General features: G+C 73.0%; 15 protein-coding genes and 2 tRNA genes. 5 read left to right on the top strand and 12 right to left on the bottom strand.

Annotated elements, in window-relative coordinates; all coding sequences use genetic code 11:
- The first annotated feature begins 13 nt into the window (after positions 1 to 13).
- On the top strand, positions 14 to 1,060 hold the full coding sequence (locus LVO85_RS04925; RefSeq protein WP_232746302.1) for an adenosine deaminase: 1,047 nt from the start codon (positions 14 to 16) through the stop codon (positions 1,058 to 1,060).
- A gap of 26 nt (positions 1,061 to 1,086) precedes the next feature.
- Here the strand turns inward: LVO85_RS04925 and LVO85_RS04920 are convergent, their stop codons facing one another.
- Positions 1,087 to 1,980, bottom strand: coding sequence for a hypothetical protein (locus tag LVO85_RS04920; RefSeq protein WP_232746301.1), 894 nt, complete (start codon positions 1,978 to 1,980; stop codon positions 1,087 to 1,089).
- 106 nt (positions 1,981 to 2,086) lie between these two features.
- Complete coding sequence (locus LVO85_RS04915; RefSeq protein ID WP_232746300.1) at positions 2,087 to 2,794, bottom strand: TetR/AcrR family transcriptional regulator; 708 nt, start codon at positions 2,792 to 2,794, stop codon at positions 2,087 to 2,089.
- A 122-nt stretch (positions 2,795 to 2,916) separates the two neighbouring features.
- On the opposite strand from LVO85_RS04915, the gene LVO85_RS04910 reads away from it, so the two are divergent.
- Together LVO85_RS04910 and LVO85_RS04905 are read left to right on the top strand one after the other, a co-directional pair.
- On the top strand, positions 2,917 to 3,867 hold the full coding sequence (locus tag LVO85_RS04910; RefSeq protein ID WP_232746299.1) for an NAD-dependent epimerase/dehydratase family protein: 951 nt from the start codon (positions 2,917 to 2,919) through the stop codon (positions 3,865 to 3,867).
- 113 nt (positions 3,868 to 3,980) lie between these two features.
- On the top strand, positions 3,981 to 4,238 hold the full coding sequence (locus LVO85_RS04905) for a hypothetical protein (protein ID WP_232746298.1): 258 nt from the start codon (positions 3,981 to 3,983) through the stop codon (positions 4,236 to 4,238).
- Positions 4,239 to 4,240: 2 nt separating this feature from the next.
- On the opposite strand, the gene LVO85_RS04900 is transcribed toward LVO85_RS04905, so the two are convergent.
- From LVO85_RS04900 to LVO85_RS04860, 9 genes are all read right to left on the bottom strand, one after another.
- A complete protein-coding gene (locus LVO85_RS04900) occupies positions 4,241 to 5,332 on the bottom strand; it encodes a UDP-N-acetylmuramate dehydrogenase (RefSeq protein WP_332875409.1) in 1,092 nt (363 codons plus the stop codon).
- Positions 5,329 to 5,763 carry a MaoC family dehydratase gene (locus tag LVO85_RS04895; RefSeq protein ID WP_232746297.1) on the bottom strand — a complete coding sequence of 145 codons (435 nt, stop codon included), beginning with the start codon at positions 5,761 to 5,763 and terminating at the stop codon, positions 5,329 to 5,331. Before LVO85_RS04895 ends, LVO85_RS04900 begins: the two co-directional genes overlap by 4 nt.
- Positions 5,763 to 6,209: an FAS1-like dehydratase domain-containing protein gene (locus LVO85_RS04890; protein WP_232746296.1), complete on the bottom strand. Its 447-nt coding sequence runs from the start codon at positions 6,207 to 6,209 to the stop codon at positions 5,763 to 5,765. The genes LVO85_RS04895 and LVO85_RS04890 overlap by 1 nt, the downstream gene beginning before the upstream one ends.
- 85 nt (positions 6,210 to 6,294) lie before the next feature.
- Positions 6,295 to 6,462, bottom strand: coding sequence for a 50S ribosomal protein L33 (rpmG, locus tag LVO85_RS04885; protein WP_232746295.1), 168 nt, complete (start codon positions 6,460 to 6,462; stop codon positions 6,295 to 6,297).
- Between the two features lie 50 nt (positions 6,463 to 6,512).
- Positions 6,513 to 6,586, bottom strand: a tRNA-Met gene (locus tag LVO85_RS04880).
- Between the two features lie 36 nt (positions 6,587 to 6,622).
- Positions 6,623 to 6,695, bottom strand: a tRNA-Thr gene (locus tag LVO85_RS04875).
- 106 nt (positions 6,696 to 6,801) lie between these two features.
- Positions 6,802 to 7,692, bottom strand: coding sequence for a MaoC/PaaZ C-terminal domain-containing protein (locus LVO85_RS04870; protein ID WP_232746294.1), 891 nt, complete (start codon positions 7,690 to 7,692; stop codon positions 6,802 to 6,804).
- Positions 7,693 to 7,694: 2 nt separating this feature from the next.
- Positions 7,695 to 9,083, bottom strand: coding sequence for a 3-oxoacyl-ACP reductase (locus LVO85_RS04865; protein ID WP_232746293.1), 1,389 nt, complete (start codon positions 9,081 to 9,083; stop codon positions 7,695 to 7,697).
- A complete protein-coding gene (locus tag LVO85_RS04860) occupies positions 9,083 to 10,369 on the bottom strand; it encodes an acetyl-CoA C-acetyltransferase (RefSeq protein WP_232746292.1) in 1,287 nt (428 codons plus the stop codon). Before LVO85_RS04860 ends, LVO85_RS04865 begins: the two co-directional genes overlap by 1 nt.
- A gap of 108 nt (positions 10,370 to 10,477) precedes the next feature.
- Between LVO85_RS04860 and LVO85_RS04855 the strand changes: the two genes are divergently transcribed.
- On the top strand, positions 10,478 to 11,212 hold the full coding sequence (locus LVO85_RS04855) for a TetR/AcrR family transcriptional regulator (RefSeq protein WP_232746291.1): 735 nt from the start codon (positions 10,478 to 10,480) through the stop codon (positions 11,210 to 11,212).
- Positions 11,196 to 13,184, top strand: a complete 1,989-nt coding sequence (locus tag LVO85_RS04850; RefSeq protein ID WP_232746290.1) for an acyl-CoA dehydrogenase family protein — start codon at positions 11,196 to 11,198, stop codon at positions 13,182 to 13,184. The genes LVO85_RS04855 and LVO85_RS04850 overlap by 17 nt, the downstream gene beginning before the upstream one ends.
- Before the next feature lie 149 nt (positions 13,185 to 13,333).
- Here LVO85_RS04850 and rocD read toward each other — a convergent pair whose 3' ends face one another.
- The gene (gene rocD, locus LVO85_RS04845) at positions 13,334 to 14,566 is read right to left on the bottom strand and encodes an ornithine--oxo-acid transaminase (protein WP_232746289.1); all 1,233 of its coding nucleotides are present in this window, start codon (positions 14,564 to 14,566) and stop codon (positions 13,334 to 13,336) included.
- Positions 14,567 to 14,675 lie beyond the last annotated feature (109 nt).

The following is a 14,675-nucleotide window of genomic DNA, read 5'->3' as shown; positions in this document are numbered from 1 at the left end:
ATAGACAGGGCGCATGACCCGATCGGTGCTCGCGCTGCCCAAGGCGCACCTGCATCTGCACTTCACCGGGTCGATGCGCATCGAGACGCTGCGCGACCTGGCCGCCAAGCACGACCTCCGGCTTCCCCCGGCGCTGACCACGCAGTGGCCGCCGCAGCTGGACGCCCAGGACGAGCGGGGGTGGTTCCGGTTCCAGCGGCTGTATGACGCAGCTCGCGCCTGCGTGCGGGACGAGTCGGACATGCGCCGGATCGTGCGGGAGGCCGCCGAGGACGACGCCCGCGAGGGCTCCCGGTGGCTGGAGATCCAGGTCGACCCGACGTCCTACGCGCCGTTCGTGGGCGGGATCACCCCCGCGGTGGAGATCGTGCTCGACGAGGCCCGGCTCGCCGGCGCCGCCACCGGGACCCAGGTCGCGGTGGTCGTCGCCGCGAGCCGGATGCGGCACCCTCTGGACGCCCGGACGCTGGCCCGGCTGGCGGCCCGGCACGCCGGTGACGGCGCCGGGGCGGTCGTCGGGTTCGGGCTGTCCAACGACGAGCGCCGGGGCCGCACCTCGGAGTTCGCGCGGGCGTTCGACATCGCACGCCGCGCCGGCCTGGCCTCCGTGCCGCACGCCGGTGAGCTCCTCGGTGCCGACCACGTGGCGGTCGCGGCCGACCACCTCGCACCGGACCGTCTGGGCCACGGGGTGCGGACCGTCGAGGACCCGCCGCTGCTGCACCGGCTCGTCGCGGCCGGAGTGACCTTCGAGCTGTGCCCGGCCTCCAACGTCGCGCTCGGGGTCTACCCCCGGCTGGGCGCGGTGCCGCTGACCACCCTGCTGGAGGCCGGGGCGCAGGTGGCCCTCGGCGCCGACGACCCCCTGCTCTTCGGTTCGCGGCTGGCCGACCAGTACCAGTCGGCCCGTCTGGACCACGGGCTGGACGACACCGCCCTGGCGGACCTGGCCAGGTCCTCGGTGCAGGGCTCCCGAGCACCGTCGACGGTCAAGGCCTCGATCCTGCGGGACATCGACGCCTGGCTGGCCGCGGAGCCGGGACCGCCGGCCCTGCGCTGACACGGCAGCCCTCCCCCGGGGCCCGCTCACCCGGCCGACGACACGGGGGTCAGGGCCCCCTGGAGGTCCACCTGCTCGGGCGTCAGCCAGGGCGACACGGCCTCGAGCACGGCCTGGGTCGTGCGCTCGTCGGCCACCACCACCGCGACGTCCAGCACTCCGGTCGGACCCGCCCCGGAGCTCTGCAGCCCGTCGATGCCCGCGGCGCCGAGCGCGTCCTGCGCCTCACGTAGCTCGGCGGCCGTGGCGGCGTCCTCGCGCTGCTCCACACAGAGACCACCCGGCCACTCCTCGCGGAAGGCCTCGCGGGCGGGCTCAGGGTCACCGGTGACGAGCACGTTGAACACCGAGAACCCGTCGCTCACCCAGGAGCCCACATACCCGTCGTACCCCTCGAGCAGCAGCCCGAACCGGTCCATGGCCAGCATCTCGTCCTCGGTCTGCGGCACGAACCCCTCCTCACCACCGTCGTAGGGGTTGTCGCAGAGCTGCTCGAGCTCCGGGCCGCCGGCACCGCCGTCGGGCTCGACCGGCAGGGTGGGCTCGGCCGGCTCCTCGGTCAGCGTGAAGGACTGCCCGTCGTAGCGGCCGACGACCTCGACCTGGCCCCAGGTCACACCGGAGGCGCTCTGCGTGCCCGGCACGTCGTCCCAGTCGAGGCCGACCAGCGCCACCCCTTCGCACTGCGGTGGGAAGGACTCGGCCACCGGACCCAGACAGAGCTGCGGCCCGCCGCCGTCGGCCGTCTCGATGGCCATGCCCTGGCCGGTGTAGACGCCCGCGGGGTCCTCCGACGTCCCACCCGCGTCATCGGCCGGCCCGTCTACCTGGCTGCCACAGGCGCCCAGGGCCACGGCCGCGGCCAGCGCTCCTCCCGCCGCAAGGCCTCGGCGGTGCCACGTGGCCGGCTGCTGTCCCATGGGCTCTCCTCGGTGGTCGGCGCGCTGCTGCGGCTGAGCGGGGTGGGATGTGCTGGGGGTGGGACGCTCCTGAGCAGAGCAGGGTTCCGGGACCCGGCCGGCCCGGTCAGACGAGCCCCAGCCACGCCGCCACGCGGTCGGTCTCCCACCGGTAGACCTCCCCCCGCAGCTCGGGCACGACCGCACCGACACGCTGGCCGAAGAGCTCCAGCGAGACCGCACCGAAGACGTACGTCCAGGCCATGAGGCCGCGCAGGGCCCAGTCGGGCGGCACGTCGGGTCCCATGAACTCGACGAGGGGCGCCAGACCCTCCGCGGCCGGCCCCGTCACCGGCACGTCCGCGACCTGGGGCGGCCCGGCGTCCAGGATGTCGTGCAGGAGCGCCACGAGCAGCCGGGTCACGCGGGTGGCAGGGCCGATGGTGTCCTGCGGCGCCGCGTAGCCGGGGACCGGTGAGCCGTACACCAGGGCGTAGAGGTGCGGCTGCTCCAGCGCCCAGCTGCGGACCGCCCACGCGGTCGCGCGCCACCGGCCGAGCAGGTCTGCACGCGGCACCTGGGCCTCGGCCGCCTCGACCGTCCGGCCCAGCGCGTCGTAGGCGTCGACGATCAGCGCGGTGAGCAGCGCGTCTCGGCTGTCGAAGTAGCGGTAGACCGCCGAGGACACCAGACCCACCTCGCGCGCCACTGCGCGCAGCGACAGGCCTCCCGCCCCCTGCTCGGCGAGCTGCTCGCGCGCGGCGTCGAGGATCTCGGTGCGCATCTGGGCCCGGGCCCGCTCCCGCACTCCCTGGGCTCGTCCGGCGTTCGGCATACGCAGCAGTCAAGCACATCAGTGAGCGTTGCACCACGACGAGAGCAGTGCTCTTGACAGCGCCGGCAGTCGAGGTGTTCACTGATCACATCAGAGAGCACCGCTCACACAACGGAGGAACCGTGACCCACCATCTCGTCGTCGGCGCCGGCCCGGTCGGCTCCCGCGTCGCCCTGCTGCTGGCGGAGGCCGGCAGCCACGTGCGCGTCGTGACCCGCTCCGGCTCCGGGCCGGACCACCCACTCGTCGAGCGCGTCGCCGTTGACGCCGGGGACGCCACCCGTATGCAGGCGCTCGCCTCAGGAGCGAGCGCCGTCTACAACTGCGCCAACCCCGCGTACACGCGCTGGGACACCGACTGGCCACCGGTCGCTGCCTCCCTGCTCTCTGCGGCAGAGCGCAGCGGTGCCGTGCTGGCCACGGTCAGCAACCTCTACGGCTACGGTCGGGTGGGCGGCCCGATCGGTCCGGCCACCCCCCTCTCCCCCGCGGAGCACAAGGGGGAGGTCCGGGCACGCATGTGGACCGATGCCCTGGCCGCGCACGAGAGCGGTCGCGTGCGCGCCGTCGAGGTCCGGGCCAGCGACTACGCCGACGCCGGTCAGGCCTCCCACCTTGCCCGCAACGCGCCGGTCGTGCTGGCCGGCAGGACGGCGTGGGTGCTGGGCTCGGCCGACCAGCCGCACTCGTGGACCAGCACCCGGGACACCGCCCGGCTGCTCGTCGACGCGGCGGCGGACGCCTCCAGCCACGGACGGCCCTGGCTCGTGCCGAGCGCGCCTCCCCGCACCCAGCGCGAGGCCCTCGGGGACCTGGCGGAGGTAGCCGGTGTGCCGTCACCCACCGTGCGCGTGGTCGGCCCACGTCTGCTGCGCCTGGCCGGTGTGGCCTCACCCATGATGCGCGAGCTGTCGGGCACCGCCTACCAGCTCACCGCCCCCTTCGTCGTCGACGACGCCGCCACGCGAGCCCACTTCGGATGGGCGCCGGAGGACTGGGAGGTGACGCTGGGCCGGGTGGTCGCTGCAGCGCGGAGCACGGGCGGACCTGCCGACCCTCCTCGCCGAGGTTGAGGACCTAGGTCCCTGTCCCGCAGGCCCATCCGGGTGGATGCTGGAGACGTCGGTCAGCGGACCGTCACCAGCCGGAGGCGGCCCTGTGACCGGCGACCCAGGGAGGAAGCACCATGCGCACCCATCGACCACTCGTGGCCACCGCCCTCGCGGCGGCACTGCTGGCAGCGTCCGGAGGCACCGCAGCAGCCGTGCAGCCACAGGACACCTTCGGCGCCCACGTCAGCTGCGTCGCCCAGGCCCGGGGCGGGTTCTCCGGTGACCACAACCCTGGCAAGCATCAGGGCATGTCGGGCTGGGGGACCTGGAAGGGGGACGGCACGGGGGGTGGCTCACACGGCTGCCCGACCCGCCCGCACGGCGGCCACTGACGCTACAGCTCGAGACCGACCAGCACGGGCTCGTTGACGAGGGCGACCCCGAACGCGTCACGGACCCCGTCGCGCAGCTCGCGCGCCAGGGCCAGCACGTCGGCCGCCTTCGCGCCCCCGCGGTTGGTCACGGCGAGTGTGTGCTTCGTGGACAGCGCTGCCCGCCCCGGCAGCCCGTGCCCCTTGGCGAACCCCGCCTTGTCGATGAGCCAGGCGGCCGAGGTCTTCACGGTGCCGTCCTCGGACGGGAACTCCGGAGGCAGCGGACCGCCCGGGCCCAGCCTGTGCACGGCCCGCTCGCGCAGGAGTGCCATGTCCTCGGCCGACAGGATCGGGTTGGTGAAGAACGACCCGCACGACCAGGTGTCGTGGTCGTGCGGGTCCAGCACCATGCCGCGCCGGCGGCGCTGCTCCAGCACGGCCTCGCGCGCCACCGTCAGCGGGACCCGCTGCCCGGGCTGCACGCCGAGACCGCGGGCCAGGTCGGCATACGCGATGGGCTGGGACATCTCCGTGGGGCGCAGCTGGAACGCGACCTCGAGCACGACGTAGCGGGGGGTGACGCCGTCGCCGCCTGCGGTGCGCATCGACTCCTTGAGGAGGCTGTGCCGGTAGGAGAAGTCGCAGTCGGTGTTGGCGAGCGATCGCACCCGCTGCTCGTGGCGGTCGTAGACCCGCACCTGCCAGATCGTCTGCGAGACCTCCTGGCCGTAGGCCCCGACGTTCTGCACCGGCGTCGCGCCGGTGCTGCCCGGGATGCCGGACAGTGCCTCGACCCCGGACCACGACTCCGCGACGGCCAGGTCGACGAGGTCGTCCCAGGGCTCGCCCGCGGCCACCCGGATGACGACGCCGCCGCACAGGTCGTCGGACTCCACCCGCACACCCCGCGAGGTGACCTGCACGACCGTGCCGGGGAAGCCCTCGTCGGCCACGACGAGGTTGGACCCACCCCCGACGACGAGCAGCGGCTCCCCCGCCGCGTCGACGGCACGCACGGCGTCGACGAGGGCGTCGGCGTCGGCAGCCTCGACGAGCGCGCGCGGCGGACCGCCGACACGCATGGTGGTCAGCTCGGCCAGCGACCGGGTCACGGAACGGGCACCGGGGCCTGCACGACGGCGACCGCGCGACCCAGCACCTTGGTGCCGTCGCAGGTGACCGACAGCTCGACCGTGACGCGGCCGGTCTCCTCGTCGACCTTCGTGACCACGCCGGAGACCTCGACGTCGGCTCCGCCCGTGGCCGGCACGACGACGGGGTTGACGAAGCGGGTGCCGTAGGAGACCACGGCCGTGGGGTCACCCGCCCAGTCGGCCACGAGCACCACCGCAGCACCCATGGTCCACATGCCGTGCGCGATGACGTCGGGCAGACCGACCGAGTGCGCGAACTCCTCGTCCTGGTGGATCGGGTTGTGGTCGCCGCTGGCCTCGGCGTACGCGACGAGGCGCTCCCAGTCGACGTGGACGGTGCGGCGGGGCAGCTCCAGCCCCGGCCGCACGTGCAGCAGGTCGAGGGCCATCACTGCTCACCCCGGACGACGATCGTGGAGCTGGCGGTGCACACGGGGTCGCCGCTCGCGGTGGACAGCTCGCTGCGGGTCGTGACCATCGCATGGCCGCCGGCCTGCCGGACCTTGTCGACGTGCAGCACCCCGACGATCTCGTCACCGGCCACGATCGGGCGGTGGTGGGTGAAGGTCTGCTCGCCGTGGACGACGCGCGTGAAGTCGACGCCCGCCTCCGGGTCGGAGACCAGCTGCGCGTCGCACTGCTGGGCGACCACGACGGCGAAGGTCGGCGGTGCCACGACGCCGGCATGGCCCGCGGACCGGGCGGCACTCTCGTCGTGGTGCACCGGGTCGTCGGCACCCACCGCTGTCGCGAACGCCGAGATGCGCTCGGCGGGGACGGCATACGGGTCGGTGGGCGGATAGCTGCGCCCTTCGAACTCTGCGTTGACAGCCATGGATCTCACCCTAGCCGTGGGCGGGGACGACGAAGGGCCGCCACCCGGTGCGGGTGACGGCCCTCGTGTGCGCGGTGCGCTGGGGTCAGCGGGTCTCGCGGTGCGGAGTGTGAGCGCGGCAGCGCCAGCAGAACTTCGCGAGCTCCAACCGGTCGGGGTTGTTGCGGCGGTTCTTCTTGGTGATGTAGTTGCGCTCCTTGCACTCCGTGCACGCCAGCGTGATCTTCGGGCGGACGTCGGTGCTCTTTGCCACGGGGCAACCTGCTCTCGGAACTCGGTGTGGGGTGGTGCGGGGTGAATCTGTAGCGGGAGCGGGGCTCGATCCCGCGACCTCACGATTATGAGTCGTGCGCTCTAACCAGCTGAGCTATCCCGCCTCGGGAAGGCCGTGGACGTCGCCCTCGGCCTACCAGAGCCCCCAAACGGAATCGAACCGTTGACCTTCTCCTTACCATGGAGACGCTCTACCGACTGAGCTATAGGGGCCGGCTCGCGGCCATGGGAGATCCCGGTGGCTCGCGGCGCTGTGCAAGGCTACACAACCGGGGGCCGCTGCGTGAAATCGGGCGGGGTGCCGGTGCCGTGGCCTTCCTCAGCCCGTCTGGTCGGGCTCACGGACCGTGCCCAGGAGGTGCTCGCGGGCCCCGTCCCTGCCGGTCACGGCGAAGTCCCAGCCCGTCTCTGCGCGCCCGGCACGCAGCTCGACCGTCGAGGGCAGCAGGACGGGCTTGCGGAACTGCACCCGCACCGTATGGCGTGCGGGCAGCCTGCCCTCCAGCGCGGCGAGGACGCGGGCGTGGGTCCACATCCCGTGGGCGATGGCCCGCGGGAACCCGAAGGCTTTGGCCGCGAGCGGGCTGAGGTGGATCGGGTTCACGTCACCGGCCACCGCGGCGTAGCGCCGGCCCAGGGACGCCGGGAGCCGCCACTGCGCCCGCCACGGCAGGTCGACCACGTCGACCAGGTCGTCCTCGGGCTCGACGACGACGCCCTCGGCCGGGGCACCACGGACCAGGTAGGTGCTGCGACCCTGCCACACGGTCTCATCGCCCGCCTGGGCGCTGCCGACCAGGTCGACGGTGAGACCACGCCGGTGCGGGCGCAGGCTGTCGGCGTGGGTCGACAGGGTGAGCCGCTCGCCGAGGTCGACCGGCCGGTGCAGGGTCATCTCGTTGCCCACGTGGACCATGCCCGCCATCGCGAACGGGAAGTCTGCGGCGGCCATGAGGTGGACCTGCAGCGGGAAGGTGAGGACGTGCAGGTAGGTCGCCGGCACCTCGTTGCGCAGCGTCATGCCGCACACCCGGGCGTAGTCGGCGAGCTCGGCGACGTCGACGCCGACCCCCGTGCGCACGACCCGCCGGGTCGGCAGGTCACCGGCAGCACCGGGGCGCCCGGCCCCGGTCGCCAGGGCCCGGGCCACCAGCCGGGCCATCGACGGGCTCTGCTCGAGGAGCTCGACCTCGGTGTCGGGGACGCTCATGCTCAGGCTCCGATCTGGGACTGGCCGCACACACGGAGCACCTGGCCGGTGACGGCGGCGCTGGCAGGGTCGGCGAACCAGGCGATGGCCTCCGCCACGTCGACCGGCCTCCCGCCCTGCTGCACGCTGTTGAACCGGCGGGCGAACTCGCGCGTGGCGAACGGCACCTTCCCGGTCATCTCGGTCTCGATGAACCCTGGGGCGACGGCGTTGACCGTGATGCCGCGATGGGCGACCAGCGGGGCCAGGGCGTGCACCGCGCCGATGACACCGGCCTTGCTCGCCGCGTAGTTGGACTGCCCACGGTTGCCGGCGATGCCGCTGGTGGACGCCACACCGACGATGCGGCCGCCGTCGGAGAGCCCTCCGGGCAGCTCCGGGTCCAGGAGCACGTCGTTGATCCGCAGCTGGGCGGCGAGGTTCACCTCGAGCACGCTCTGCCAGCGCTCCTCGTCGGTGTTGACGAGCAGCTTGTCCCGGGTGATGCCGGCGTTGTGCACGACGGCGTGGATGCGCGACCCGTCGCCGTAGCGACCCGCCACGTGCGCGGCGATGCGCCGGCCGGCGTCGGGGGCCGTGATGTCGAGCTGCAGCGCCGTGCCACCCATCTCGTTGGCCACGGCGGCCAGCGGCTGTCCCGCTGCCGGCACGTCGACGGCCACGACGGTGGCGCCGTCGCGGGCGAACACCCGGGCGATGCCGGCGCCGATGCCACGCGCTGCGCCGGTGACGACCACGATCTGGCCCTCGAACGGGCGCGCCTCCGGCGCAGGCACCTGGCCGACGGTCCCGATGCGCACCGGCTGGCCGGACACGTAGGCCGAGCGCCCCTCGAGCAGGAAGAGGAGGGTCGAGGCGAGCTCCTGGGCAGACGTGCCGGCGACCTGGACCAGGTTGGCGGTGCCACCGCTGCGCATCTCCTTGCCCACGCTGCGCACGATGCCCTCGAGCGCCTGCGCGACGGCTGTCGCCTCGACTCCGTCGACCGCCTCGGGCTGCACTCCGAGGACGACGACACGGCCGGAGGACCCCATGGACCTCAGTGCCGGGCGCAGCAGGGCGCGCACGGTCTCCAGGTCGGCGATCGTGCGGGCAGCGGTCGCGTCGAGCACGAGCCCGCCCAGACGCTGCTCGTATGCCGGGGGCCGCGCCTTGCCCTCGTCGTCCGTGGTGCGGGTCTCGGGGGTGTCCAGGAGCGCGTCGACCGCGTCGACCCCCAGCAGGGCGAGGGTCTGGGCGGCCAGGCCTGCGGCGCCGATCGCCCCGAGGGCCACCGGCCGCTCCGGCAGCGTGCGGCCCCGGCGCAGGGAGGCAGGCTGCGGCAGGCCGAGGCTGCCGGTCACGGTCTTGCCCAGCGGGCTGCGGGTCAGGGTCGAGTAGAAGTCAGCCATCACACAGCCTCCAGGATCGCGACGACACCTTGGCCGCCGGCAGCGCAGATCGAGACCAGGCCGCGCGAGCCCGGTCCCTTCTCGGACAGCATCTTCGCCAGGCCGGCGACGATGCGGCCGCCGGTGGCAGCGAACGGGTGGCCCGCCGCCAGCGACGAGCCGTGCACGTTGAGCCTGGCGCGGTCGACGGCACCCAGCGGCGCCTCGAGGCCCAGCCGGTCCCGGGTGAACTCCGGCGACTCCCAGGCCGCCAGGGTGGCCAGGACGGTCGAGGCGAAGGCCTCGTGGATCTCGTAGAGGTCGAAGTCCTGCAGGCTCAGCCCCTGGCGGGCGAGCAGCCGGGGCACCGCATACGCGGGTGCCATGAGCAGCCCCTCCCCTCCACCGACGTAGTCGACGGCGGCGACCTCGGCGTCCACGATGCGGGCGAGCACCGGCAGGTTGCGGGCCCTGGCCCACTCCTGCTCGGCCAGCAGCACCAGAGCCGCGCCGTCGGACAGCGGAGTGGAGTTGCCGGCTGTCAGTGTGGCCCCCTCGCCCTTGCCGAACACCGGCGAGAGCTTCGCGAGCTTCTCCACGGAGGTGTCGGGGCGCAGCCCCTGGTCCCGGGTCAGCCGCAGGAAGGGCGTGGCGAGGTCGTCGAAGAAGCCCGCGTCCCAGGCCGCGGCGAGGCGGTGGTGGCTCGCGGCGGCCAGCTCGTCCTGCGCCTCGCGGGTGATGCCCCACTCCTTCGCGGTGCGGGCCTGGTGCTCACCCATGGACAGGCCGGTGCGCGCCTCGGCGTTCCGCGGGGTCTCCGGCGTGAGGTCTCCGGGGCGGATCGCGCCCAGGGCCTTGAGCCGCTGGGCCGTGGTGCGGGCTGCACCAGCCTTGATGAGCGCCTTGCGCAGCCCCTCGCTCACGGCGATCGGCGCGTCGCTGGCGCTGTCGACCCCGCCCGCGACACCGCTGTCGATCTGGCCCAGGGTGATCTTGTTGGAGACCTGGATGACGGTCTCGAGACCGGTGCCGCAGGCCTGCTGCAGGTCGTATGCCGGGGTGTGCGGGTCGAGCGCGGAGCCCAGGACGGCCTCGCGGGTGAGGTTGAAGTCACGGCTGTGCTTGAGCACGGCACCGGCCGCCACCTCACCGAGGCGCTGTCCGGACAGGCCGAAGCGTGCGACCAGCCCGTCGAGAGCAGCGGTGAGCATGTCCTGGTTGGAGGCGGCGGCATACGCGCCTCCGGCCTTGCCGAAGGGGATCCGGTTGCCACCGACGATCACGGCGGTGCGGGGGATCGAGGTCATGAGCGGCTCCTGGGAAAGGGGCGGTCCGGCGACGCGCGCGGACGACGATGGGACGACTAGCCGGTACCGACCGTAGCAGGTACGTGGAGTACTAGGTACTCTGAGTGCATGACATCGACGAACGCCCCCGCGCCACAGACCCCGGTGGTCACCGCGCGCGACGGACGCGACGCCCGCTGGGAGGCCCACCGCCTGCGGCGACGGCGTGAGCTCGTCGAGGACACCCTGCGGGCCATCCGGCGGCACGGGCCCGGCGTCGGCATGGATGACATCGCCGCCGAGGCCGGCACCAGCAAGACCGTGCTCTACCGCCACTTCGGCGACCGGACCGGCATCTACCTCGCGGTGGCCGAGGCCGTCGACGAGCTGGTGCTGACCGATCTCGGCGCGGTCGCCGACCAGTCCGGCCACGCCCCTGACGGCACACCCGCCGACGTGACCGAGGTGATCACGGCGATGGTGCAGGCCTACCTGCACCTCGTCGAACGCGACCCCGACATCTACCGGTTCGTCGTGACCCGGCCGCTGCTCGACCAGGACACCGACGTGCCGGACCCCGTGCTCACCCTGACCGGTCGCATCGGCGACCAGCTCGCCGCCATCCTCACCGCGCACCTGGAGCGGGCCGGTCGCGACAGCCGACCCGCCGTCACCTGGGCCCACGGCATCGTCGGCTTCGTGCGCGCGGCGGCCGACCACTGGGTGAGCGAGGCCCCCACCGACACCACCGCCGCGGACGTGACGGCCTTCGTCGTCGCCATGCTGCGGCCCGCCCTGCACGGGCCCACCCCTGACCCCACCCGCACCGACGCCCCCTGGAGGACGCATGACCACCACCCATGACCGGCCCGCCCACGTGACGGGGGCCGAGGCCACCGCTGCTGCGCCTCGCGACGACATCAGCCCGCTGGGGCGTGCCCTGCGCGTGGCCACCGGCGGCCGCTACCTGCACGTCCGCGACCGCGCCCGCCAGACCCTGTCGGCCGACGTCATGGTGCGCGACCCGGGGATGTCCCTGGACGAGGCGCGCGACTGGACCCGTGAGTCCCTGGTCCGGCTGACCGAGGCGGGGTTCGTCTGCAACGGCTACCCGGAGCAGTACGGCGGCCGCGACGACGTGGGCGAGGGCAGCGTCGACTTCGAGATGACCGCACACGGCGACCTGTCCGTCGCCGTGAAGTCGGGTGTGCAGTTCGGGCTCTTCGGCGGTGCGGTGGCCGGCCTGGGCACGCAGTGGCACCACGACCGCTACCTGGCCGACATCGCCTCGATGAGGTTGCTGGGCTGCTACGCCATGACCGAGATCGGTCACGGCAGCGACGTCGCGTCCTTGCAGACGACGCTGACCTACGACGCCGAGACCGACGAGATCGTGGTCCACTCCCCCACCCCGTCGTCGATGAAGGCCTACATCGGCGGGGCCGCCGTCGACGCCCGCATGGCCGTCGTCTACGGCCAGCTCTGGGTCGGCGAGGACTGCCACGGCGTGCACGCCACCCTGGTCCCGATCCGCGACGAGTCCGGGCAGACTCTTCCGGGCGTCACCGCCGGGGACCACGGCGCCAAGGGCGGCCTGGCCGGGGTCGACAACGGGACCCTGGTGTTCGACCACGTGCGGGTGCCCCGGGAGATGCTGCTCAACAGGTACGGCGGCGTCACCGAGGAGGGCGTCTACGAGAGCGCCATCGACAACCCCGGACGCCGCTTCTTCACCATGCTCGGCACCCTCGTACGCGGTCGGATCAGCATCGCGGCGGGCGGCGCGGTCGCCGGCCGCAAGGGCCTGTCGATCGCGACACGCTACGCGCTGGCCAGGCGCCAGTTCAGCGCGCCGGGCCACGAGGGCGAGGTGCTGCTCGTCGACTACCTCGCCCACCAGCGCAAGCTCTTCCCGGCCATTGCCACGGCATACGCGCTGCAGTTCGCGCAGAACGAGCTGAGCGAGCGGGTGCAGGACCTGCACGCGGCCCCTGAGAAGGACCAGCGCGCCCAGCGGGAGCTCGAGACCCGCGCCGCCGGGATGAAGGCCGTGGCCACCCGCTTCGGCAACGACACCCTGCAGATGTGCCGGGAGGCGTGCGGCGGCGCCGGCTACATGGCGGAGAACGGGCTGACCCTGGCCCGCCAGGACGCCGACGTGTTCGCGACCTTCGAGGGCGACAACACGGTGCTGCTGCAGCTCGTGGCCAAGGGGCTGCTGACCAACTACAAGGAGATGTTCGGCGACCTCGACATGAAGGGGATGGTGCAGTTCGCCGCCCGCTCGTTCGGCGGCGCGGTGATCGAGCACACCGCTGCCCGGCCGCTCGTCGACCGGCTGGTGGCCGCTGCCGGACGGCGCTCGGAAGACGAGACGCTGCTCGACCGCGGCTGGCACCTGGCGATGTTCGAGGACCGCGAGCGCCACGTGCTGGAGACCCTGGCCGGACGGCTGCGCGCGGTGAGCAAGGCCACCGACTCGTTCGAGGCCTTCAACGCCTCGCAGGACCACGTGCTGCTGGCAGCACGGACCCACATGGACCGGGTCGTCCTGGAGGCCTTCGTCGCGGGCATCGACGTGTGCACCGACCCGGTCGCCAGGGACCGGCTCGAGCGGCTCTGCGACCTCTACGCGCTGTCGAGCCTGGAGGCCGACTCGGCCTGGTTCCAGGAGCACAACCGGATGTCGGCGGCCCGCTCCAAGGCGGTCACGGCCCAGATCAACGAGCTGTGCCGGCAGCTGCGCCCGGACGCGATGGCCCTGGTCGAGGGCATGGGCTTCCCGGTGGAGTGGCTGGGCAGCTCGATGCTGGTCGAGCCGCAGTGGACGAGCTGAGGTGACCGCCGGCTGACCTGACGCTCCCCGGCCACTCCACCCGCACAGAGCGGAGGTGGGGGATGCGCGACGAGGCCGAGAGGCCACGTGGGCACGGCGGAGGCCGGGACCCCGTGGGGTCCCGGCCTCGGTCCAGGTATGCCGTGGGCTCAGCGCGCGGCGGCCGCCTCGGCGACGACCTCGGCGAGGGTGTCGGTCACCACCGTGAGCTCGTCCTTGGTGATGGTCAGCGGCGGCGCCAGACGGATGGTCGACCCGTGGGTGTCCTTGGCCAGGACCCCCTTCTTGGCGAGCGCCTTGCACGCGGCCTTGCCGGTCATGACGTCGGGGTCGATGTCGACGCCGGCCCACAGGCCGCGCACCCGGACGGCGACGACGCCCTTGCCGATGAGCGCCTCGAGCTGCTCCCGGAAGTAGGGCTCGAGCTCGGCGGCATGCGCCTGGTGCTCACCGGTGGCCAGCAGCTTGACGACCGCGTGGCCCACCGCCGCCGCCAGCGGGTTGCCGCCGAAGGTGGAGCCGTGCGTGCCCGGGGTGATGACGTCCATGACCTTCCGGTCGGCGGCCACGGCCGAGACCGGGATGATGCCGCCCCCGAGGGCCTTGCCGAGGGTGTACATGTCGGCCTCGACCCCCTCGTACCCACAGGCGAGCGTGGTGCCGGTGCGGCCGAGGCCCGACTGGATCTCGTCGGCGACCATGAGCACGTTGCGCTCCGTGCACAGCTCGCGCAGGCCTGGCAGGAAGCCCTCCTTGGGGATCTGCACGCCCTGCTCACCCTGGATCGGCTCGACGAGCACGGCCACGGTGTGGTCGGTGATCGCGGCCTCGATCGCGGCGAGGTCGCCGTAGGGCACGGTGACGAAGCCGGGGGTGTAGGGCCCGTAGTGGTCGTGGGCCTCCGGGTCGTCGGAGAAGCTGATGATCGTGGTGGTGCGACCGTGGAAGTTGCCGCTCATGACGACGACCTCGGCGGTGTCGGCCGGCACGCCCTTGACCAGGTAGCCCCACTTGCGGGCGATCTTCAGCGCGGTCTCGACCGCCTCGGCGCCGGTGTTCATCGGCAGGACCGACTCCTTGCCGACCAGGGCGGCCAGGTCACGGCAGAAGGGCCCGAGCTGGTCGTTGTGGAACGCCCGGCTCGTCAGCGTGGACCGGTCGAGCTGCGCCTTCGCGGCGGCGACCAGGTCGGGGTGGCGATGGCCGAAGTTGAGCGCCGAGTAGCCGGAGAGGGCGTCCAGGTAGCGGTTGCCCTCGACGTCGGTCACCCAGATGCCCTCGGCCTCGGTCACGACGACCGGCAGCGGGCTGTAGTTGTGCGCAGCGACCTGGTCCTCCAGGTCGATGAAGGACTGGTTGGTGGTGAGCGCGGTCTCTGTCATGGACTCAGCGTAGAGGCCCGCGGGCATGGTGGATGCGGTCACGGTGGTTCCTTGTCGGTGCGTGGCGGCTGATCGTATGCAGCATACAGCATGAGTATGCAGTGTGCGG

The organism is Ornithinimicrobium sediminis, from assembly GCF_021272345.1.
GTDB lineage: Bacteria > Actinomycetota > Actinomycetes > Actinomycetales > Dermatophilaceae > Ornithinicoccus > Ornithinicoccus sediminis_B.
This window is presented reverse-complemented; position numbering and strand designations above follow the sequence as displayed.